The sequence below is a fragment of the Mesorhizobium sp. M1273 genome (assembly GCF_040318195.1).
Lineage (GTDB): Bacteria > Pseudomonadota > Alphaproteobacteria > Rhizobiales > Rhizobiaceae > Mesorhizobium.
Window position 1 is genome coordinate 25,732 of the sequence record NZ_JAMYLV010000021.1, and the last position, 20,168, is coordinate 45,899.

General features: G+C 61.6%; 20 protein-coding genes and 5 pseudogenes. 17 read left to right on the forward strand and 8 right to left on the reverse strand.

Annotated features, from left to right (window positions below; all coding sequences use genetic code 11):
* Positions 1 to 14 precede the first annotated feature (14 nt).
* Genes NKH30_RS21155 through NKH30_RS21165 form a run of 3 tightly spaced genes read left to right on the forward strand, consistent with a single transcriptional unit; the run spans position 15 to position 2,963 of the window.
* On the forward strand, positions 15 to 989 hold the full coding sequence (locus NKH30_RS21155) for an ABC transporter permease (protein WP_352996912.1): 975 nt from the start codon (positions 15 to 17) through the stop codon (positions 987 to 989).
* A 12-nt stretch (positions 990 to 1,001) separates the two neighbouring features.
* Entirely contained in the window at positions 1,002 to 2,201 is a 1,200-nt protein-coding gene (locus NKH30_RS21160; protein WP_352980806.1) for an alanine racemase, read from the forward strand.
* Between the two features lie 9 nt (positions 2,202 to 2,210).
* Positions 2,211 to 2,963: an ATP-binding cassette domain-containing protein gene (locus NKH30_RS21165; protein WP_352458022.1), complete on the forward strand. Its 753-nt coding sequence runs from the start codon at positions 2,211 to 2,213 to the stop codon at positions 2,961 to 2,963.
* Between the two features lie 104 nt (positions 2,964 to 3,067).
* On the opposite strand, the gene NKH30_RS21170 is transcribed toward NKH30_RS21165, so the two are convergent.
* On the reverse strand, positions 3,068 to 5,458 hold the full coding sequence (locus NKH30_RS21170; protein ID WP_352996914.1) for a thiamine pyrophosphate-binding protein: 2,391 nt from the start codon (positions 5,456 to 5,458) through the stop codon (positions 3,068 to 3,070).
* Between the two features lie 128 nt (positions 5,459 to 5,586).
* Between NKH30_RS21170 and NKH30_RS21175 the strand changes: the two genes are divergently transcribed.
* Positions 5,587 to 6,060 (forward strand): Lrp/AsnC family transcriptional regulator, encoded by a 474-nt coding sequence (locus tag NKH30_RS21175; RefSeq protein WP_352542306.1) that lies wholly within the window; start codon positions 5,587 to 5,589, stop codon positions 6,058 to 6,060.
* A gap of 134 nt (positions 6,061 to 6,194) precedes the next feature.
* On the opposite strand, the gene NKH30_RS21180 is transcribed toward NKH30_RS21175, so the two are convergent.
* Entirely contained in the window at positions 6,195 to 6,329 is a 135-nt protein-coding gene (locus tag NKH30_RS21180) for a hypothetical protein (RefSeq protein WP_352996916.1), read from the reverse strand.
* A 210-nt stretch (positions 6,330 to 6,539) separates the two neighbouring features.
* Between NKH30_RS21180 and NKH30_RS21185 the strand changes: the two genes are divergently transcribed.
* Positions 6,540 to 6,809, forward strand: coding sequence for a carboxymuconolactone decarboxylase family protein (locus tag NKH30_RS21185; RefSeq protein WP_352996976.1), 270 nt, complete (start codon positions 6,540 to 6,542; stop codon positions 6,807 to 6,809).
* A 418-nt stretch (positions 6,810 to 7,227) separates the two neighbouring features.
* Here NKH30_RS21185 and NKH30_RS21190 read toward each other — a convergent pair.
* Positions 7,228 to 7,642, reverse strand: a pseudogene (locus NKH30_RS21190) (ATP-binding protein); the annotation flags it as partial.
* A 69-nt stretch (positions 7,643 to 7,711) separates the two neighbouring features.
* On the opposite strand from NKH30_RS21190, the gene NKH30_RS21195 reads away from it, so the two are divergent.
* The 3 genes from NKH30_RS21195 (at position 7,712) to NKH30_RS21205 (ending at position 10,169) form a co-directional block, all read left to right on the forward strand.
* Positions 7,712 to 8,008: a hypothetical protein gene (locus NKH30_RS21195; protein WP_352542307.1), complete on the forward strand. Its 297-nt coding sequence runs from the start codon at positions 7,712 to 7,714 to the stop codon at positions 8,006 to 8,008.
* Positions 7,998 to 8,588, forward strand: a complete 591-nt coding sequence (locus NKH30_RS21200; protein ID WP_352542308.1) for a type II toxin-antitoxin system VapC family toxin — start codon at positions 7,998 to 8,000, stop codon at positions 8,586 to 8,588. The genes NKH30_RS21195 and NKH30_RS21200 overlap by 11 nt, the downstream gene beginning before the upstream one ends.
* A 708-nt stretch (positions 8,589 to 9,296) precedes the next feature.
* Complete coding sequence (locus NKH30_RS21205; RefSeq protein ID WP_352542310.1) at positions 9,297 to 10,169, forward strand: ferritin-like domain-containing protein; 873 nt, start codon at positions 9,297 to 9,299, stop codon at positions 10,167 to 10,169.
* Positions 10,170 to 10,537: 368 nt separating this feature from the next.
* Here the strand turns inward: NKH30_RS21205 and soxR are convergent, their stop codons facing one another.
* Entirely contained in the window at positions 10,538 to 10,963 is a 426-nt protein-coding gene (gene soxR, locus NKH30_RS21210) for a redox-sensitive transcriptional activator SoxR (protein ID WP_502895522.1), read from the reverse strand.
* A 94-nt stretch (positions 10,964 to 11,057) separates the two neighbouring features.
* On the opposite strand from soxR, the gene NKH30_RS21215 reads away from it, so the two are divergent.
* The 3 genes and pseudogenes from NKH30_RS21215 to NKH30_RS21225 all read left to right on the forward strand — a co-directional run.
* A complete protein-coding gene (locus tag NKH30_RS21215) occupies positions 11,058 to 11,780 on the forward strand; it encodes an SDR family NAD(P)-dependent oxidoreductase (RefSeq protein ID WP_352542311.1) in 723 nt (240 codons plus the stop codon).
* The gene (locus NKH30_RS21220; protein ID WP_352816244.1) at positions 11,777 to 12,901 is read left to right on the forward strand and encodes an S-adenosylmethionine:tRNA ribosyltransferase-isomerase; all 1,125 of its coding nucleotides are present in this window, start codon (positions 11,777 to 11,779) and stop codon (positions 12,899 to 12,901) included. Before NKH30_RS21215 ends, NKH30_RS21220 begins: the two co-directional genes overlap by 4 nt.
* Positions 12,835 to 13,106: pseudogene (locus NKH30_RS21225) on the forward strand (type IV secretory system conjugative DNA transfer family protein); the annotation flags it as partial. The gene NKH30_RS21220 and the pseudogene NKH30_RS21225, both read left to right, overlap by 67 nt.
* A gap of 223 nt (positions 13,107 to 13,329) precedes the next feature.
* Here NKH30_RS21225 and NKH30_RS21230 read toward each other — a convergent pair.
* Positions 13,330 to 13,981 (reverse strand): annotated as a pseudogene (locus NKH30_RS21230) (OB-fold nucleic acid binding domain-containing protein); the annotation flags it as partial.
* On the opposite strand from NKH30_RS21230, the pseudogene NKH30_RS21235 reads away from it, so the two are divergent.
* The 4 genes and pseudogenes from NKH30_RS21235 to NKH30_RS21250 all read left to right on the forward strand — a co-directional run.
* Positions 13,982 to 14,095 (forward strand): annotated as a pseudogene (locus tag NKH30_RS21235) (elongation factor P); the annotation flags it as partial.
* A 232-nt stretch (positions 14,096 to 14,327) separates the two neighbouring features.
* Positions 14,328 to 15,368, forward strand: coding sequence for a glycosyltransferase family 2 protein (locus tag NKH30_RS21240; protein ID WP_352816242.1), 1,041 nt, complete (start codon positions 14,328 to 14,330; stop codon positions 15,366 to 15,368).
* On the forward strand, positions 15,343 to 16,035 hold the full coding sequence (locus NKH30_RS21245; RefSeq protein ID WP_352996920.1) for a class I SAM-dependent methyltransferase: 693 nt from the start codon (positions 15,343 to 15,345) through the stop codon (positions 16,033 to 16,035). The genes NKH30_RS21240 and NKH30_RS21245 overlap by 26 nt, the downstream gene beginning before the upstream one ends.
* Positions 16,013 to 16,468: a GtrA family protein gene (locus tag NKH30_RS21250; protein ID WP_352542315.1), complete on the forward strand. Its 456-nt coding sequence runs from the start codon at positions 16,013 to 16,015 to the stop codon at positions 16,466 to 16,468. The genes NKH30_RS21245 and NKH30_RS21250 overlap by 23 nt, the downstream gene beginning before the upstream one ends.
* Here NKH30_RS21250 and NKH30_RS21255 read toward each other — a convergent pair.
* The 3 genes and pseudogenes from NKH30_RS21255 to NKH30_RS21270 all read right to left on the reverse strand — a co-directional run.
* Positions 16,465 to 17,094, reverse strand: a complete 630-nt coding sequence (locus NKH30_RS21255) for a hypothetical protein (RefSeq protein ID WP_352996922.1) — start codon at positions 17,092 to 17,094, stop codon at positions 16,465 to 16,467. The genes NKH30_RS21250 and NKH30_RS21255 overlap by 4 nt on opposite strands.
* Positions 17,081 to 18,238, reverse strand: a complete 1,158-nt coding sequence (locus tag NKH30_RS21260) for a putative hexosyltransferase (RefSeq protein WP_352996924.1) — start codon at positions 18,236 to 18,238, stop codon at positions 17,081 to 17,083. The genes NKH30_RS21255 and NKH30_RS21260 overlap by 14 nt, the downstream gene beginning before the upstream one ends.
* Positions 18,239 to 18,434: 196 nt before the next feature.
* A pseudogene (locus tag NKH30_RS21270) lies at positions 18,435 to 18,554 on the reverse strand (phosphatidate cytidylyltransferase); the annotation flags it as partial.
* 334 nt (positions 18,555 to 18,888) lie between these two features.
* Here NKH30_RS21270 and NKH30_RS21280 point away from each other — a divergent pair.
* Together NKH30_RS21280 and NKH30_RS21285 are read left to right on the forward strand one after the other, a co-directional pair.
* A complete protein-coding gene (locus NKH30_RS21280; protein WP_352996928.1) occupies positions 18,889 to 19,494 on the forward strand; it encodes a cupin in 606 nt (201 codons plus the stop codon).
* A complete protein-coding gene (locus NKH30_RS21285; protein ID WP_352503494.1) occupies positions 19,484 to 19,972 on the forward strand; it encodes a hypothetical protein in 489 nt (162 codons plus the stop codon). The genes NKH30_RS21280 and NKH30_RS21285 overlap by 11 nt, the downstream gene beginning before the upstream one ends.
* Positions 19,973 to 20,168 lie beyond the last annotated feature (196 nt).

Genomic DNA, 20,168 nt, shown 5'->3' on the forward strand with positions numbered 1-20,168 from the left:
CGGAGGAAGTGAGAATGTCGAGTGTCAACACCAGCCCCGGCCGGGCAGCGAGCTTGGTCAGCCGCTTCAACCTGCAGCAATATGCCGTCTATCTCGGATTTCTGGCGATCTTTCTGTTCTTCGCGATCGTACTGAAGGACAGCGGTTTTCTGACGGTCCGCAACCTGTCGAACATCGTGCTGCAGACGGCACCCGTGACGATCATGGCGATCGGCCTTGTCTTTGTCATGTCGGCTGGCGAGATTGATCTTTCGATAGGTTCGATCGTTGCCGTGGCAGCCCTTGCCGCCGCGGTGGCGATAAACGCCTACGGCTTGGTGGCTGGGGTGCTGGCCGGCCTCGGCGCCGGCCTGCTGATCGGCCTTCTCAACGGCGCCCTCGTGGCTTACGTCAAGTTGCCTTCATTCCTGGTAACGCTGGCGACGCTCGGGCTGTTTGCCGGCGTATCTCGCTCGATGACCGATTTGCGGTCGATCCCGGTCACCAACGACGCCTTCACCGGTTTCTTCGGCTCGGGTTCTTTGCTGGGTGTTCCGTCTTTGATCTGGTGGACGGTAATTGCCGTTGCGATCGCGCATCTCATCTTTCGCGAGACGCGCTTCGGCGCCCATGTGCTGGCCACCGGCGACAACAGCCGTGCCGCCAGTGTTTCCGGCATCAGCGTGGCGCAGATAAGGCTTGCCGTTCTGACCACAAGCGGCGGGCTCGCCGGCCTTGCCGGGCTGCTCTATGCGGGCCGGCTGCAGGCTGCGAAATACACGCTCGGCGAAACCGACCTTATGACGGTGATAGCGGCGGTCATCGTCGGCGGAACCCTGCTTAACGGCGGCAAGGGATCGATTGTCGGTGCGCTGGTGGGCTCGCTGATGATGGGCATGCTGAACAACGGCCTCATCCTGATGGGCCTGTCCGTCTCCGACCAGATGATCGTGCGCGGCTTGATCATTCTTGCGGCCGTCGCCGTATCGCTGCGCGAAAAGTCCCGTTGAAGGAGTTTTGTCATGTTCCTCGATGTTCTGCGGCGCCGCAATCCGAGCTTTATAGAAAGCGCCATGCGCCTGCACCAGGAAGGAAAGCTGCCGGCTAATTCCTATGTGCTCGACCTCGATGCCGTCGAAAGCAATGCCCGGGTCCTGAAGCGCGAGGCCGACCGGTTCGGCCTGAAGATTTTCGCCATGACCAAGCAGGTCGGCCGCGCCAGTTCGTTCTGCCATGCGCTCAAGCGTGGTGGCATCGATCAGGCCGTCGCCGTCGACATGGCCTGCGCGCGGGCAACGCACAGAGCAGGCCTGAGGCTCGGTCATCTTGGCCACCTGCAGCAGATCGCAAGGCACGAGGCCAATGCGGCGGCCAAAACGTTCAGGCCGGACTATTGGACCGTCTTCAACGACACCAAGGCTGAAGAAGCCGCTGCCGGCGCAAGGCTCGCCGGGTACACGCAAAACCTGCTTGCCCGCATCCGCGCCGATGGTGACGTTTTCTACCGCGGCCACGAAGGTGGTTTTGAGGCGGCCGATATCGCCGCGGTCGCCGAAAAACTGGATGGTCTCGACGGCGCACGGTTCGCTGGTATCACCACCTTCCCGGCGCTGTTGTTCGACCAGACCACGCGAACGGTCCTGCCGACACACAATCTGGCGACACTGGGCAGAGCTGCCGAAGCGCTCGCCAAGTCCGGCCGCAGCGACATAGAGGTGAACGCGCCCGGCACAACGTCGAGTGTCCTGCTTGGCGCGCTGGCCGAAACCGGCGCCACGCAATGTGAACCGGGCAATGGGTTGGCCGGCACCACCGCGCTGCACGTCATGGAGGATCTGCCGGAGCTCCCTGCCGTTCTGTATTTGACTGAGGTCTCGCATTTGTCTGGCGGCAAAGCCTACTGCCTGGGTGGCGGCTTCTATATCGATCCGATCTTTCCGGACTATGAGGTGAAGGCAATCGTGTCCGCAGAACCCACCACGGCTGCCGCCGCGCTCAGAAGCGTCGAGGTGCCGCCGCCTGCGGCAATCGACTATTACGCAATGATTGACGCTAGCGGCGCCAATGCGCCACGCCCCGGCGACACGGCGGTGTTCGGCTTTCGCGGCCAGGCGTTCGTGACCCGCGCCTACGTGGTCGGCATCTCCGGTGTCTCAAAGGGGGCGCCCCAGGTCGAAACGATCGAAAACGGTTTTGGCGAAACCGCTGCCTGGCCTGTCTAGGAGCAAGTGATGAACGCGACCACGACCGGCACGCCCCCTGTTTTGCAGCTGCGCGACATCCGCAAGAATTTCGGTGGCCTCACGGCAATCGAAAATTTCTCGCTCGAGCTCTATCCCGGCGAGATAGTGGCGTTGGTCGGCGATAACGGTGCCGGCAAGTCGACGCTGGTCAAGATCGTGACGGGGGTGCATGCTCCGACATCCGGGACGATCATCATCGAGGGGCAGGCGGTGGCAATGTCGAGCGCCACCATGGCGCGCGCCCACGGAATTGAGGTGGTCTATCAGGACTTGGCGCTCGCCGATCAGCAGACCGTCTACATGAATATGTTTCTTGGCCGCGAGCCGGTGAACCGCTTCGGCCTGCTCGACCGACGCCGGATGATCGACGACACCGAAAAGCTGGTGAAGGATCTCGACGTTCGCATCCCATCGGCTCACGCCACCATCCGCGATCTTTCGGGCGGCCAGCGCCAGGGCGTGGCGATCGCGCGCGCCACGCACTGGGCAAGCAAGCTGATCCTGCTCGACGAGCCAACCGCCGCGCTCGGCGTTGCCGAGACCGCCAAGGTCGAGACGATTGTTCTGTCGCTGAAGCAGCGCAATATCGGCGTGCTGATCATCAGCCACAGCCTCGACCAGGTGTTCAGGCTCTCAGATCGGATCTGTGTTCTGCGACGTGGCAAACAGATCGGCGTGCGCAAGACCAGCGAGACCGACAAGAACGAGATCGTCGCCATGATCACCGGGCTTCAGCACTAGCCCGGTCCGACAGAGGCGCGCCGTTCAGATATTGCGTTACCCGAGCAGCGAGTGGCATGATTTCAGATCCACGATCAGGCCTCGGCCACAGAATGTCGTCAGCATCAATCCAGCGCGCGCAGATGGCGGATGGGGCGCCCACCAGCAATCCGGTCGGCGGCTGTGGCTATGGAATTGGCGTCGATGCCGAAGTGGCGGTAAAGGTCGCCGATAGTCCCTGACTGGCCAAAATGCTCGACGCCGAGACTGCGCGTGCGATGGCCGTACACCGAACCCAGCCAGCCGAGTACCGCCGGATGACCGTCGGTGACGGAGACGATGGTGCAATGCGCAGGGAGATCGGCAAACAGCCTTTCGATATGACTCCTGGCGTGAACGAGGCCGCGTTCGCGCGCGCGACTTGCCGCTGTCCAGCCTGCGTTCAAGCGATCGGCCGAAGTCACGGCCAAAAGACCGACGTCGCGACGGTCCTCTGCCATCATGCCGATAGCTTCGATGGCCTCCGGCGCAACCGCGCCGGTATAGGCAACAATCACTTCGGCATTGGGACCCGGAGCCCGCAGCCAGTAGCCCCCGTCGATGATGTCCTGCTCGAGCTGTGGCATCATGGGACGAATGATCTGCTCGACCGGGCGCGTCGAGAGCCGCAGATAGACCGAGCCGCCGGTCTCGTCGCGCAGCCAGGTGCGCTCCGACTGCACGGCGTCGCCGTCGCGCTGCATATAATCCAGCGCAAAGCGCATGATGACGGCGAGCTCGTCGACGAAGGCCGGCTCGTAGGCCGCAAGCCCGTCCTGTGCCATCCCGATCAACGGTGTGGCGATCGACTGATGCGCTCCACCTTCCGGAGCCAATGTGACCCCGGATGGCGTGGCGACCAGCAGGAAGCGCGCATCCTGATAGCAGGCATAGTTGAGCGCATCGAGACCGCGCTGGATGAACGGATCGTAGAGCGTGCCGATCGGCAGCAGCCGTTTGCCGAAAATCGAATGCGACAGCCCAAGTGCCGACAGCAGGATGAACAGATTGTTCTCGGCGATACCCAGTTCGATGTGCTGGCCGGAGGGGCCGAATTCCCATTTCTGCGCCGAGGCGATGCGTTCGCTGCGGAAAGTGTCCGCAAGTGACTGACGCGCGAACAGGCCGCGCCGGTTGACCCAGGGACCGAGATTGGTCGAGACCGTGACATCGGGCGATGCCGTGACGATCGCGTCGGCGAGCGGCCCGCCAGCGCGCGCAATCTCATCCAGAATTCTGCCGAAGCCGACCTGCGTGGAGACGCTGCCTTTGGCTTCCGCAACGAGACGACCGGGGACCACGATGCGCTGGGCGTGCCGGCGCCGCTGGCCCTTTGCCGCGAACGGAACGGCGTCGAGGAACCGTTGCAGCTCCAGATCTCCAACAGCCAATCCCTCGAAGGCGTCCCACTCCCGCCCGTCGCCGACCGACATCGAGGCACGAAGGACCGCCATCTGATCCCTGGTCATCAAGCCGGCGTGGTTGTCCTTGTGGCCGGCGAGCGGCAGGCCGAAGCCCTTGATCGTATATGCAATGAAGCATGTCGGTCGATCGTTGCCGCGTGCCGTCCCGAAGGCCTCGATCAGGCATGGCAGGTCGTGGCCGCCGAGATTGGTCATCAGCCCGGCGAGCTCGGCATCGGAGCGCCGGTCGAGAAGCGATGCCAGGCCCGGCTTGTCTCCGATGTCGGCGACCAGGCGCTTGCGCCAGGCGCCGCCGCCTTGAAACGTCAGCGCCGCATAGAGCTGGTTCGGGCAGGCCTCGATCCAGGCCTTTAGCGCCTCGCCGCCGGGTTCGGTGAAGGAGGCTTCGAGCAGCGAGCCATATTTCAGGATCACGACGTTCCAGCCGAAATTCCGGAAAATGTTTTCGAAGCGTTCCCAAAGGCCTTCGCGAACCACGGCATCGAGGCTCTGTCGGTTGTAGTCGACGATCCACCAGCAGTTGCGCAGGCCGTGTTTCCACCCTTCGAGCAGCGCCTCGAAGATGTTGCCTTCGTCCATCTCGGCATCGCCGATCAGCGCCACCATGCGGCCCTCGGGCATGCTTTCGTCGCGGGCGCCGAGATAATCCTGCACAAGCGAGGCAAACAGTGTCTGCGCGACGCCGAGGCCAACTGAGCCGGTGGAGAAATCGACGTCGTCGACATCCTTGGTCCGCGACGGATAGCTTTGCGCGCCACCGAAGGCGCGAAACCCTTCGAGCTTCTCCCTCGTCTGATTGCCGAGAAGATACTGGATGGCGTGAAACACTGGCGAGGCATGCGGCTTCACCGCGACCCGGTCGTGTGGCCTCAGCACCGAGAAATAGAGCGCGGTCATGATCGTCACCAGCGACGCCGAGGATGCCTGGTGTCCGCCAACCTTCAAGCCGTCCGTATTTTCCCGCAGGTGATTGGCGTTATGGATCATCCATGTCGACAGCCAGAGCACCTTTTTCTCCAGTGCCGAAAGTGCCTCCAGTTTTTGTTTGTCCATGCTGCAAGACTCCCGGTTGCGATGTCTCAATCCTAGGGCTGAGCAAAAGCCAATTGTCGCTAAACTTGCATGAGATTGGCAGCCGCGTTAGCTGGTTGTGCCAATATCAGCCAATGGAGTAACGTTCGATGCCAAAAGGTCGACTGGACAATATCGACCGAAAGATCATTGCCGCGCTGCAGGTCGATGGCAGGATGACGGCGCAGCAGCTTGCCGAGCGGGTCGGCCTTTCGGCCTCGCCCTGCGCCCGCCGGGTCCGCCTGATGGAGGATATGGGGGTGATCACCGGCTATGCCGCACTGATCGACCAGGATATGGTCGATCTGCCGATCTCGGTGTTTGCCTCGATCAAGCTTGAGCGCCAGCGCGAGAGCGAGCTGAACCGGTTCAACGCGGCAATCGCGCGCTGGCCGGAGGTGGTCGATTGCTATCTGATGACTGGCCAGCGCGATTATTTGCTGCGTGTGGTGGTGCGCGACCTGCACGCCTATGAGCGCTTCCTGAAGGAAAAGCTGACGCGGCTCGATGGCGTCTCCTCGATCGAGTCCAGCTTCGCGCTTGCCCAGATCAAGCGATCGAACCGGTTGCCGGTAGAGCCATGATTTTTTGGACGGACCCGCGTGTCGCAGGTCTTGCAGCAAGTGGGCAATATGGGTTCGGCACGCCTCAATACTGACTGTGATTTCTGGTATTTCCGCCGGCTGCAATTGGAGCTTATGCGTCATGATTGCGGCGATTAGATAAAGAATTTTTGTTGCGCCTGGCGAGCATCGTCTGCCTTCCGGCGCATCAGCCGCCGCCGCGCGGATTGCTCAAGAACCTGGCTGACCGCCAAAGCCAACCAGGCTGCAATGGCGCGGGACGTCCACATGTGGCGGTCCTGTTCCGGGAAAACCGGTCAGAGGCGATCAGAAAAGCGCCGGTGCCGCTCGACATAGCGCGCCATGGCACTGGAGGGGTCTGCAGATTTTGCGCAACGAAGAACGCCGTCTTTCCGGTGCGACGGCGGAACGTCAACCCGGAAGGGACAAGGACAATGCGAGTTGAACCCAAGAAAACGAAACAGGCAGCTTCTGACGCTATGAATGCGCTTTGGGCGCTTGAACACGCGATCCGCAACTGTTGCCTCGAACCGAGTCTGATCGCGCTCGTAAGGATGCACGCATCCCAGATCAATGGCTGCGCCTACTGCATTCATATGCACACAAGGACGCTCGCGCGCTCGGCGAGACGGAAGAGCGGGCTCTATCTGCTCGATGGCTGGCGCAGGGCAGATTCGCTGTACAGCGAGCGCGAACGCCGCCCTCGCCTGGACAGCGGCCCTTTAGTGACGAAGAGCTCGCCCAGCTGACCTTTCTCACCGGCACCACCAATCTCTGGGACCGTCTCGCTGTCGGCTTCCGATTGGTCCACCCGGAACGCACGAGGCCTACCGACATCAGCCAGGCGCGTTCCTCGTTTGAGCCGGCGAGCGCCAAAGCCCTCTTCATTGCAAACCATTTTCGTCAGGAAAAGGAACTCCAGGAGGAGAGCTGAAATGATTTCAAATCCGCGCCAGCGGGGCATCGCTCATTTTGAACGGCTTTTCGGCGCCGGAGCCGTCCAGGCTTCGCACGGGCTGCCCAGCTTGGAGCTTTCGACTTGCCGGCGGAGGATGGGAATGCGTTCCCCGACGCCGGGCACTCGCCGTCCTTTCGCGGTGTGTTTCTGACGGCCCGGCCGTTTACTTCAGTTTGCAGCCTCAACTCATCCCACGCCGCAGCAGCCAACTACGTGAGCTCGTGAATTGTAACGCCGGGAACAACAGTCTTGGCGATCTCGCACAGGTGCTGGTGATGCGTCAGATAAATCACCTGGCCAGCGCTTGCCATCTGACCAAACAACCTGAAAACCTCCTCGGACCGGAAATGGTCGAAGGTCATGATCTCGTCGGCAATGAATGGCACAGAGGGGTCGAAACTGGGCGAACTCGTAATATCCGGCAAGCCGCAGGGCCAGCTAGAGCTGAAAACGCGCACCCTTTGAGAGCGCGTCGGCGACCTTGGACTGCCCGTCGCGCTGCAAAGCGATGAGGACTTCTCCGCCCTTCACGGGTTGGGTCGCAAGCCCCGAATACTGACCGCGCGCGATAAGTGCGAAAGCATCAGATGTCCGTTTGATCATGCCGGAGCGATGGTCCCGACGGCCAGCGGCTACTAAGCCTTGCCTATGCGTTCAACGCAATCTATATTCTGTTCAACACAGGAGGTTCTCATGGCTGCGCAGACACGGACGGCTGCAGAAAGCGAAGCAACGGTCGCATCGACCCGCAATAAACTTGTACTGGAGCAAGCGAAAGCCGCCGGCCTCCTCGGCGCCGCGAAGAATACCCGTCTTTCGGCGCGGGTGCCCGCGGAGTTGATCGAGGCGGCCAAGAAGCGCGCCCATGTCACCTCGGACACGGAGCTGTTGGAACTGGCGCTGTCGCGCCTGGCCCTCGAAGATGACTTTGGCGCCCGCCTGGTCGGACGTAAGGGCAGTATCCCGGCGGACATAGATCTTGGGGTTTGATCTTTCCGAAACGCTCCGATCGCTAAAGCCCCAAAAGCACAACGGAACGCTGAAGCGCAGGGCCGACGACGATCTCCCATGGGTTGCTGACGAACCTGCGATCGGGGGACCGCTGTTTCTGGATACGAGCGTCTATCTGGATGTCCTGCAGGGACGATCGCCGGTTGAAGTCGATACGCTGCTTACCTATCGCCGATGCCACCATTCCGCTGCCTGCCTGTCTGAGCTGACCCAAGCCTTTGGTCGGCTGGACCCTAAGCATGCATCCACAAAAGCTGTCCTCGAGACGATTGAAGCCACGGTAGAGGACATTCCGGACTACCGACTTCATGCACCGGACGATGCGATCTGGGGACAGGCCGGGGTCTTGGCTGGCTTGCTCTTCCGGCTGAGCAATCTGCCCAAGAGGGAGGGGCACGAGCGGCGCTTCCTAAATGACGCCCTCGTGTTCCTGCAGGCGCGTCAGTTGGGTGCGAGCGTGCTGACCGGCAACGTCCGCGATTTTGATTTCCTCACCCAGGTTCTGCCGACGGGACGGATCATCCTCTATCGAGCTCGGCCGGAACGGCGGTCATCATGAACGTCACGGTTGGTCCTCCTGTCGATATTCTTCACGAACTGGAACAGCTGGATCGGGGGCCGGCGACTGAGGTCAATCATCTGCAGAATACGCCGGCCTTTCTGGGTTTTGTGAAGCTGGGTCAAACTCGATACCCACATTAGATCCGGCTCTATTTGGCGGTTTTCGCTTGCCTTGGCGGCCCGCCAGCTAGGCTTGCCTGTCTCGTCCGTGGCCAGGGTTCCGGTTTGGCGGCGAGTGCAACCGGGATCGCGGACCGGCTTGATAACGCGACGAAAACAACAGCGTCGAGGCGACTGCACCTCTGCCCGCTTTATCTGGCATCACACCCGGCAATCTCGTTCGGTCCAAACCAAGTGCAGCACCAAGTGCAGCGCTTTTCTGCGATCGAGCTTGAGCAGCTTTTTGATGTTCCGCAGCTTCACCGCGCGAATGAAAAGTGGTCGTTCGATAGCGGACGTTTCTCCCAGTTCCGACGCGGGCGTAGCTTATCCGGCTCATAATGTGTCACCTCAATGTCTAGACTCGAGGCTTGGTCACAAATAGTCGATGCCAACTCCGACGTTACGCGCCCAAAAAGCCATTGATCCGGAGCACGACCCCTGCAAAGTCCGACCTTTACAGGAACATTTCGCCTATGGCGGAGTTGGGCGCGTTGCCCGCGATAAGGTGCCAACGGTGGTCCCGGCGGACTTTTGGGAGGAAGCCATGATACGTGCCATCCCTTCACTCCACCTTTCCCGTCGCCGCGCATTGCAATTTGGGCTGGGAGCCAGCCTCGCCGCCACGACGGGCCTGGCGCCGGTTTCTCGCGCCTATGCCAAGGAAGAAGTGCAGGACGAGGACATTTTCCGCTTTGCGCTCAACCTGGAATACATGGAGGCCGAATATTATCTTCGCGGCACCACCGGAAAAGGCATCGACGCCGCCGATGCCGGTTCCAAACCCGGCGATGTCGTCGGCGGAAAGAAAGTGTCCTTCGAGACACCCGCCATCGGCGAATTCATGCAGGAGGTTGCTGAAAACGAACTCGCGCATGTCCGGTTCTACCGCAAGACGCTTGCAAAGAACGCAGTCGACAGGCCGGCCATCGATTTCGATGCGGGGTTCAAGGCGGTCGCGGAGGCAGCGGGCCTCGGGCGGGACTTCGATCCCTTCGGCAACGAAACGAACTTCGTTCTGGGCGGCATGCTGTTCGAGGATGTCGGCGTCACCGCCTATGCCGGTGCTGCGACGGTTCTGAAGGACAAGGACTTCCTCGCAGCCGCCGCCGGCATATTGGCGGTCGAGGCCTATCACATGGGAATGGCGCGCTCCACTCTATACCGGAAGGGAGAGAAAGCCTGGAAGGCCGCCAACGCCGTCTCCGATGCACGAGACAAGATCGACGGGCCGGAAGACAAGGACCAGGGCATCCAGGTGAATGGCAAGGCCAATTTCGTTCCTTCGACGCCCGACGCGATCGCGTTCACCAGGACGCCGCAGGAAGTGCTGCGGATCGTCTATCTCACCGATAAGGACGGCGTAAGCAAGGGCGGCTTCTATCCGGAAGGGATGAACGGGACCCTGAAGAGCACCTGAGTCGCTCGCGACAGGCGATCGGATCGCCGGAAGAGATGCAGCGGGCCTGCGGGCGGCACTGCTGGTACGGCTGCGCGACGATCACGAATCAAATCCGCCGCAGGAGTCTTACGCTCCCGGTTTGTCCATCCTAACGATGCCAACCCCGGCGGAGCGGGAGCCTTCCATCGCATCGATTTTGAGCAGCTCTTGTTCTGACCCTTTGTTGACCGCGGTTTTGAGACAAATGCAGGAGCTGTCCGGTTCAGCGCGATTCCTGAATTGACATCAGGGCCGCCGCGCCCTGACCTTACCGGGGCCGCAGCGTCTCGCACTTGGCGAAGTCTTGCGCTGCCGAGTTCTGCAATAGGGACAGGCAGGCTGTCAACTCACCCCAGCCAATACCTCGGCCCCGGCCCCTTGCGTCCTGCCATATCGGCAGGGTTCGCAAGGCTACACCGGTCCATCGACAGGCAGCCGCAACCGATGCACTCGGTAAGCCCCGACCTCAGGCGCTGCAACTCGGCGATGCGCTGGTCGATGCGCTTGGTCCACTGGCCCGACAACCGCGACCAATCCCGACGCGACGGCACGCGATCGGCCGGCAACTTGGCCAGCTCGGCGCCGATCTCCTCAAGTGTCAGCCCAATTCGCTGCGCGAAGACGATGAAGGCTATCCGGCGCAGCACGGATCGCGGGTAGCGTCTGTGTCCCGAGCCGGCCCGCTCGGACGCGATCAGCCCGCGCTCCTCGTAGAAGCGCAGGGCCGATGAGGCGACGCCGCTGCGCCGTGACACGTCGGTGATGGTCAGCATGGAATCCATGCACGAACCAAAGCACAATTCCCGCTTGACTTCAAGTTAACTTTAACTTGTAGCAAGAGGCATACGGATTAAGGGAGCACTGGCAATGCAGACGAATATCGAACTTCAGGGACTTCGCGTGGCGGTCACGGGCGGCACGTCCGGTCTCGGACTGGCGCTTGTGCGGCAGCTTGCCGCACAGGATGCGTGCGTCGCCTTCGTCGCCCGCACCGCCGCGAACGTCGCACGCATCGCTGACGAGACGGGCGCGCACGGCGTTGTCGGCGACGTCGGCAAGAAGGAGGACACCTACTCGATCGCGCTACAGGTAACCGCGAGCCTCGGCGGGCTCGACGTCCTGATCAACAATGCCTCGAGCCTCGGCCCTGTCCCTCTGGCGCTCCTCGCCGATACTGAGTGCGAGGAGCTGGAAACAGCGCTCGCCGTCAACCTGGTCGGCGCGTTCCGGCTGACGAAGGCTCTTTTCGGTGCGCTTGCGGCGTCCGCGCGCGGCGGCCGTGGCGCGATGGCGATCAACATTTCCAGCGACGCCGCGGTGAACGCCTATCCCGGCTGGGGAGCATACGGCGCGAGCAAGGCCGCTCTTGCCCATCTGACGGCGATTTGGGACGAGGAGGCGAAAGCAGACGGCATCCGGCTCCTCGCACTTGACCCCGGCGATATGGACACCCCACTGCACGCGCTCGCGATCCCTGATGCTGATCCGGCGACCTTGAAGCGCCCCGAGGAGGCAGCTGCCGAGATCATCGAAAAGATGCTCGACGCGTTGCCGGTCCGCTCTACGCGTCTCGCCGGAGCACATGCATGATTGCCGCCGATCGTCCCGATCAGCGCTCCGCCAGGCTGTTCGTCGTCGAGGCGGACGGCACGATGCGCGACCTGCCGCGAGCTGGACTCGCGACGCTGTTCAACCCCGGCGATCTGGTCGTCGCCAATGACGCCGCGACCTTGCCTGCCAGCTTGCACGGCACGCATGTCCCAAGCGGTGAGGCGATCGAGATCCGCCTGGCGGGCTGGCTATCACTTCCCGATCCAACCCGTTTCGTGGCGATTGCCTTCGGCTCGGGCGATCACCGCACGCGCACGGAAGACCGGCTGCCTCCACCTCCGCTGTCACCAGGCGATCGCCTCCGGCTCGGCTCGCTTGACGCCGTCGTCGAGCGCCTTCTCGACCATCCACGCCTTCTCGAATTGCACTTCCCAGGCAATCGCGCAGCGGTGCTTGCAGGACTGGCGCAGCACGGCCGGCCGATCCAATACGCGCATGTTCCCGAGCCGTTGGCACTGTGGGATGTTTGGACGAAGATTGCCGCCGGGCCGGTCGCGTTCGAGGCGCCATCGGCAGGCTTCGCGCTCGACTGGCGCACGCTCCAAGCCTGGCGTCGGCACGACATTGGCTTTGCAACACTCACGCATGCTGCGGGCGTCTCTTCTACCGGCGATCCCGCGCTCGACTCGCGCCTTCCCTTCGACGAGCCATACCGCATCCCTGGGCGCACCGCGGCGCAGGTCGCGTGGGCGAAGCTGCGCGGCGGCCGCATCATTGCGATCGGCACGAGCGTAGTGCGCGCACTTGAGGCAGCTGCCAATCCCGGCGGCAATGTGCGTGCCGGAAATGGCATTGCGACAGGGCGCATCGCGCGGGGCACGCGGCTTCGCGTGGTCGATGCGGTTCTCACGGGCGTCCACCAGCCCGGCGAAAGCCATTTCGAGCTCTTGCGCGCCTTTGCCGACGATGCTCTGCTCGCCAAGGCCTCCGCAGCCTTCATCGCGTATCGATACCGCGCGCATGAATTCGGCGATTCCATGCTGCTCAATCGCCAACCGCTGCTTCTATCGCGCGAACGGAACCGTGCCGAGGTGCTCCCGAGATGCGCGCCATGCGCAACTATGCGGGCCATCGGCTCTCGCCCTGGCTTGGCCATCTGATGGTGTCGCGCTCCGAGACCGCCTGACCGCTGCTAACCCGGGCGAGATCATGCAGCTCCCGCCAGCCGACGAGATCGTCATGGTGGCGGGCACGCCGCCGATCCGCGCGAAGAAGGCGCGCTACGAGGATCGCCGTTTCAAGGACCGGCTCATGGCGCCGCCGGTGCTTGCCAGGCCGGCACAGCCGGGCACGGACGACTGGAGCCCGGCTGCCGCTTCGGGCCAGGCCGGCGAGCATCGTGTGATCTCGTGAAGCCAATCGGCGCCGTCGGGCGCTTCGTCGACCAGGCGCGTCAGCTGAGGCTCGATCCATTTCGGCGGATGCGTTTTATTCGGCTGAGGGATCCACCGTCTTCCGCGTCAATTGAGATAAAGCGCCGTCATGCGGGCCAGACTACCACATGATGACGGTATATCCGCTGCAGCTTCTATCGGAAATCCCGCGTCTTCACCTTGATGCCGTCGATGTGCTCGTATGGATCGACGATGTTTCGGCCCTTCGGCAGGCTCCGCTGGATCGACACCCGGCGCGTCGTGATGGGCTTCGTCACCGCGGCCATGCGGCACGGGAAACGGCGTCTCGCGGTTTCCCAGGCTGGCCAGCTCGGCCGACAGGTCGGTCAACTAATGGGAGACGAGATGCACCACCTCCCCTTCCCGCTGGATGCGGCCGCGCACGCCGAGCATGGCCGACGAAAGAAGCACGCGACGGAATTTCTCGAATAGCTTGACCCAGACGACGACGTTGGCGGCGCCCGTCTCATCCTCCACGGTGAGGAACATGAGGCCTTTGGCCGAGCCTGGCCGTTGCCGGACCAGAACCAGGCCGGCAGCCTCGAGCCAGCTTCTGTCTCGCGCCTGCATGGTCTCCTGACAGGTCACGATGCTGCGCCGGCGAAGATCGGCACGCAGAAACGACGCCGGATGGCTGCGCAAGGTCAGCCCAACATGGCCATAATCCTCGACAACGTCGCGGCCGGCCGTCATGGGCCTGAACGCAACAACAGGCTGGTGGATCTCAGGCAAAGTCTTCTTCTCACGGCAAGCAGCGGCCGCAAACAGCGGCAGAGGTTCGTCGCGAAACCGGCAACGCTGTCCAACGGCGTGCGCACCCTGGTACCGCTATACATCAGCACCGGCACCCGCGTCGTGGTGATGACTGCGGATGGCGCCTACGTGGAGCGCGCGAAGGAGGGCGTGCAGCGATCTTCAGGGCGGTCAAACAGCTTTGTGCTGGCGTATCGCCAGACGAACCTCGCTGGCGACCTATCGAGTTCGCGCCTCGGTGCGGACGCTCATCTCTCACTGAGAACCGGCATTCAATCAAGAACTAGCTAAATTAGCACTTTCTTGCACACCTTTGGAACTTTGTAGCTTTCGTTACATTTTCAACCGCATGCGAGACTCTGTGGTCCACGGCCCTGGAATGACGGTGAACAGATCACCGCCTCGCTACTCGCTCGTCCTGCCCATATACAATGAAGAACAGGTGCTGCCTCGGCTGATCGAGCGGATCAGTTCGCTTATCGACCGGCTGGACGGCGAGACCGAGGCCATCTTCGTCGATGACGGAAGCCTTGATGGAAGCGTCGAATACCTCCAAAAAGTGGTTGCCGCCGAGCCGCGCTTTCGGCTGATCGAATTTTCCCGCAATTTCGGCCACCAAGTGGCGATTACCGCCGGTATGGACGCCGCTGCGGGCGATGCCGTCATCGTCATGGATGCCGACCTGCAGGATCCGCCGGAAGTCGTTCTCGATCTGGTGGCCAAGTGGAAGGAAGGCTTCGAGATCGTCTATGCCCGCCGGGTCAAGCGCGAGGGCGAATCCTGGTTCAAGCGCTTTACGGCAAGTCTTTTCTATCGCCTGCTGGAGAAAATGACGTCGGTCGATATTCCGCGCGACGTCGGCGACTTCCGCCTGGTCGGCCGCAAGCCGCTAGAAACCTTCAAGCGCATGCCCGAACATGACCGCTTCGTCAGGGGCATGTTCGGCTGGATGGGCTTCAAGCAAACGACCGTGCCATTTGAGCGCCACGCGCGAACCCTGGGCCAGACCAAATACCCATTCTGGAAGATGGTGCACCTTGCGGTTCACGGCATCGTCAGTTTCTCCGAGAAGCCCTTACGCCTGGCGCTCTGGGGCGGATTGGCCATTTCCGCGCTTGCGGTGGTCTTTGGCGCCTATGCCATCTTTGCCTCGTTTTTTGAAACCGGCATCATTGCCGGGTGGACATCCACGGTGGTGATCGTGTCGCTCCTGTGCGGCATCAATCTTTTCATGACCGGTGTGGTCGGGCTCTACGTTGGCAGCATCCACGCCGAGGTGAAACGCCGCCCGCTTTATGTGATTAATCGGCTCACCGGCTTCGACGAGGCGATGCGTACCGTCTCTGGTAAGCGCCGCCTATCGTTTCACAAGCCCAGGAGTGGAGTCCCCGCCAATGGCCGAACTCTTCGACAGCTATAATTCCAACTATGGCGAGGCGGTCGAAGGGTCCATCCGATTTTCCGGACTCGGGCACGACTTCTTCCTTGTCGCCAAGGCGGACCTGCTGCGGCGTCTGGTGGTCGAGCGAAAGCTTCGGCGGGGTGGGGCGGCTGTAAGGGCGCTGGATATCGGCTGCGGCGTCGGTTCGCTCCACCCCTACCTCGACGGCGCTTTTGACAGCCTCGATGGCTGCGACGTGTCGGAGCAATCAATTTTGCGCGCTGGCCAGGACAATCCAGGTGTGACCTACAGGGCCTGCACGTCGCCGAGTCTGCCCTATGAGGATGGCGCGTTCGATCTGGCTTTCGCCAGTTGCGTCGTCCATCACGTTCCGCCCTCCTCCTGGTCCGATTTCTTGCTGGAATTGCGGCGTGTCGTGCGGCCAGGTGGCGTCGCCTGCATCATCGAGCACAATCCCTATAATCCGCTGACGCGTCTTGCGGTGTTCCGGTGTCCGTTCGACCACGACGCGGTCCTCCTCAACGCTGCCAACGCAGCGTCCCTCTTTCGGGAGACCGGGTTCCGGGACATCCGATCCGAGCATTTCCTGCTGCTGCCGTCGGCAAGGCCTTTCGCCAGAAGAGTCGAGCGCGCGCTCGCGTCGCTGCCGCTTGGAGCGCAGTATGCCTGCAGTGCGCAAGTCTGAGGGCCCCTCGACCAGCGACGCCGGCCTGAAACTGCTGGTGCGTTTCGGGTCGGTCGGCATCGCTGCAACGATCCTATATGCAGTGATGGCCACCGCTTTGGTCGAATGGCAACGGTTCGGCCTCTCGCCGGTCGGTGCCTCGCTCGCAGCTTATACCGCCGCCGCCCTGTTTTCTTATCTCGCGCATAAGTTCGTGACCTTCGCGTCGAGCGGATCGCATCGATCGGAGGCTCCGCGTTTTCTCTTGCTGACGGCAACCGGCTTCGCGGTGGCTTACGCGGCGCCGGCGCTTTTGACTGCGAAACTCAGTCTGCCGCCGATCATTGCCATCCTGGTTACATGCTTGCTTGTTCCAGCGGTCAATCTCCTCATGCTCGACCGATGGGTTTTTGCGCAGCGAAGACGCGGCCGGCAGCGCGATCGCCCGCCCTAATCCGCATCAGTGGGATCGAGCCGGAGCGACAACAATTTGATGGAGCGATTATAGATGTTGCTGGCGGCAGGAGTTTGCGGAATGCCGTCGAGGTAGTCGAAGGCGATGTCGAGTGTCTTGGCCTCGGCGAGAGCCGGTGGGATGACGAACGAGACGGTGCGTGGCTCTTTGCCGGACAGCGTCACCGCATGCACCCGAACGCCGTTCACCGAGATCACAACCCTTTGCATGATCTGGGGCGGACGAATGACGGCGGCCATTTGCAGCGTGGCAGTCAGGCCGTCGCGAAGCGGCGGTATGTCCAGGCGAAGCCGCGAGGTCTCGCCCAGCGAATGGGTGCCGTCGGCTACCGGCCCCGACCAGCCACAGACCATCATGCCGGTTGCCTTTTTGGCTCCATCGGACCGGAACGACACCGTCTCGCCAAGTGTGTAGCTGCCGACCGCATCGCGATTGAGGCAGGTCGTCGTCCGGCCGATGTAATAGGCGCGATAGTCGGAATTGACGTCTGGATTGAGAGCAAGCGCAAGGATCATGATTTCCGCCCCGGCCAGAACCGCCGCCAGCGTGTAGCCGCCAAGCGAGGCCGCGCGCCGATGCGGGCCCGGAGTGCTAGACCAGGGCAAGATAGCCCCCGATCCACGCGACGGTCATGAAATAGCAGGCGCCCAGGAAGAGACCCAGAGCCGCAAGAAAAGTCAGCTTCGACGCCGACAACAACGTGGTCAGCAACATTGTCAGAGGCGCAAGCCCAATGACGTATCTGACCATCGAGGCCAGGTTCGTGATCAGCGGCAGGATGATGCAGCAGGCGCAGAACAACGCGGCGCCATATTGCCTGCGAACCGCCAGAACCGCCGATAGTGCCAGTCCTATGAGTGCGGCGAGCGCGCTCCATTGCGGCGCCGTAGGCAGCCATCCAGTCGTCGGAACGGCCGAGAGTCCATCCCATATGAAGGCGAGCGGATTGCCCACCACCCGTCCAAACGCGCGCTGGACGTGCAGGAAGGCAAAGCCGTCCCCGACCGTCAGATAGAGGAACAGGATGTAGGCGAACAAGCCGGCAGGCGAGATGAGAATTGCAACGAGCAGATCCGGTCGGCCAAGCACCCAACGTGGGAAAGAAAGCGCTGATCCGCCCTTTGCGCGGTAATCCCTGAACATCTGAATGACGGTCGCAAATACAACAAGCACTCCGACGAGCCTGGTTGCCGACAGCAGAGCCGATGACAGCCCCGCGGTCAGATAGCTGGAGCGTTTGAGTGCCAGAAAAACGCACGACGTCACGAGCACGAAAAGAGGTTCGGTCAGGAAAGTCGTAAAATGAAAGGAGAACGGGCCGCTGAGCAGAAAGGCGCAATATAGCACATAAGCGCGCATGTTCTTCTCGAGCACCGGCCACGCCACCAGACAGGCCGCGTAGCTGCACGCAACCGATGTGATCGATGCGAGCAGTATCGTCGGGAAAGGGAAAACAGACCGGATTGCCGCCACCACTATCGGATAGAGCGGGAAGAAGCCCCAGCGTCCGACATTGCTCTGGTTTGGAATGGGAAAGCGCTCATAACCGTGTTCGGAAATGTCGACATACCACGCGCAATCCCACCGGCAGAGCGCGTGGGCATAGGCTGCGAAGCCTGGTTCCGCCGAGATCGAGGCAAATGCCGCATAGCGAATGGCCAGTCCACCGACGACGAATAGCAGCGGCACCACCACGACCGCAATAAAGCGGCCACCGGCGTTCGGACGCGCGACAGCTTCGAGCGCCACAATCTGCCTCCACCCGTTCAAGTGGCTGGCGCCACTCAAAGCTAGATGACGCGCGCCCGGGCGAATTCAAGGCATGCAACGCGGCTCAGATGGCGATAGAGCTACCGCGCGCTTCTGAGCCAGACCAGCATCTCGCCGGGGTCGCGATCGTCCCAGGTAAAGTACGGCACGGCGGTGAGTTTCGCTTCCTCCACCGCGCCAGAAGATGCCGGCCGAACAGCTTGCCGAAGATAAATTGCAGTACGTCGCTGCCTTGCACGGTGATGATCAGGAAAGCGATCAGCAACAGGTTGCGGCCTTCGAAGCTTGGGCGATCCGGGTGAGGTGATCGATCATTCAACATAAGCGCGTTTCCGCTGAATCGGCGGCGGAAATTGGTCGAAGGTATCGCCCGGGTCCCAGAATCCAAAAACCTGGAGGACGCGAATGCCTTCTGGCGCAGCACCGCCAAGGCAATTCTCGTCAACTCCGGCAGGCACAAGCTGAGCGGCCGACATGCGGGCGCTTCTCTGAGTTTCAGTTCTCCTCGCGGGCCGCAGCTTAATAGCGGCCATTCGGCAAAAGGAACAAAGTGCGGTGTCGCTGGTTGAGATTTGTTGAGACCAGAGCGGAGGCTTTCGCCGCTGTCTCATCCAGCGCAAGGATTCGCCGTGGGCATTCTCGAGAGCCTGAAGAAAGCTACCGAGCAGGCGACGGGTATCGCGCGACCGAGAAAGCAAGAACTCGCCGAATTCGTGAAGATGAAGAAGCCACTCGAATTTCGGTTCAAGGATGACGGCCTCGTGCCGAACCACCCCTTCTGGCCGTTTGTCGTCTATCGCGGCGCCGTAAGGTCGGTGGAACAATTTGATTCCGCAGCCGTGCTGGAAGAGCTTTTCGAGTCCAATGGCTGGAGTAGCGGCTGGCGGGACGGCATCTACCACTACGTCCATTACCATTCCCGCAAAAATGAAGTGCTTGGGGTTTCGGGCGGAACCGGCAAGGTTCGGTTCGGGGGCAACAGGGGCCGTACATTGTCCTTGAAGGCCGACGACATGGCAGTTCTTCCGGCCGGCACCGGTCACCAATGTCTCTCCGAGTCTGCTGGTTTCCTGGTAGTCGGCGCTTATCCCGCATCCGACGCTTATGACGAATGCACGACAGCCCAGGAACATGAGCGGGCATTACGAGCGATTCCCAAGTTGGCCGTCAACGCAAGGATCCGGTCTATGGGAGCAAAGCGCCGCTGGTCTCAGTGTGGAAAAAATGAAGCTTGAAGATGAAGTCCGCCACGTTTCCGAAGACTTGGACGATGATGTACTGAGTGACGCTGTGCGGGCGCTGCATCGTCGGGTGAAGATCGTTCATGATTTCGATATCCCCTACATTGCTGGATACAGCAAAGATGGCAGGACGATTTATATCGATCGCCATATGCCTCGCACTATGGATTGGAAATCGGCCAAGGTCCGGCTTGCCCCATTTCTGCTAACGCACGAAATCGTTGAAAAGGCGCTCCTAGACGAACTCGGGCTTCATTATCTGCACGCGCATCAAATCGCCCTTCGAGCCGAACGCGATGCAGTGAAGGCGGCGGGTGTTGGCTGGTCCGCTTACCAGGCCTTCAACAAAAAGAACGAAAAACCGATCTCCGAAGAGAAGCTCAAGAAGATCCCCAAGGATCTTGACCTGACGCCCTACCGCGACATGAGTGACTTTTCAACGCTCGAGCGTCTGCTGAAGGCGCAACGATAGTCGGACAAGCCAATGGTCCTCGCTTGCCAGTTCTATGACCGCCGCCTCGACAGTTCAGCATCGACGAGCTCGCGGCACATGTGCAAATGAGCGCATCGACCCTGCACCATCGTTTTTCGCCAGCTGCAGCTCGTTCGCATGGCGCTGCGTGCACCGAACTTTCGCGGCGGTCCCGTGTTCTCAACCGAGATACACA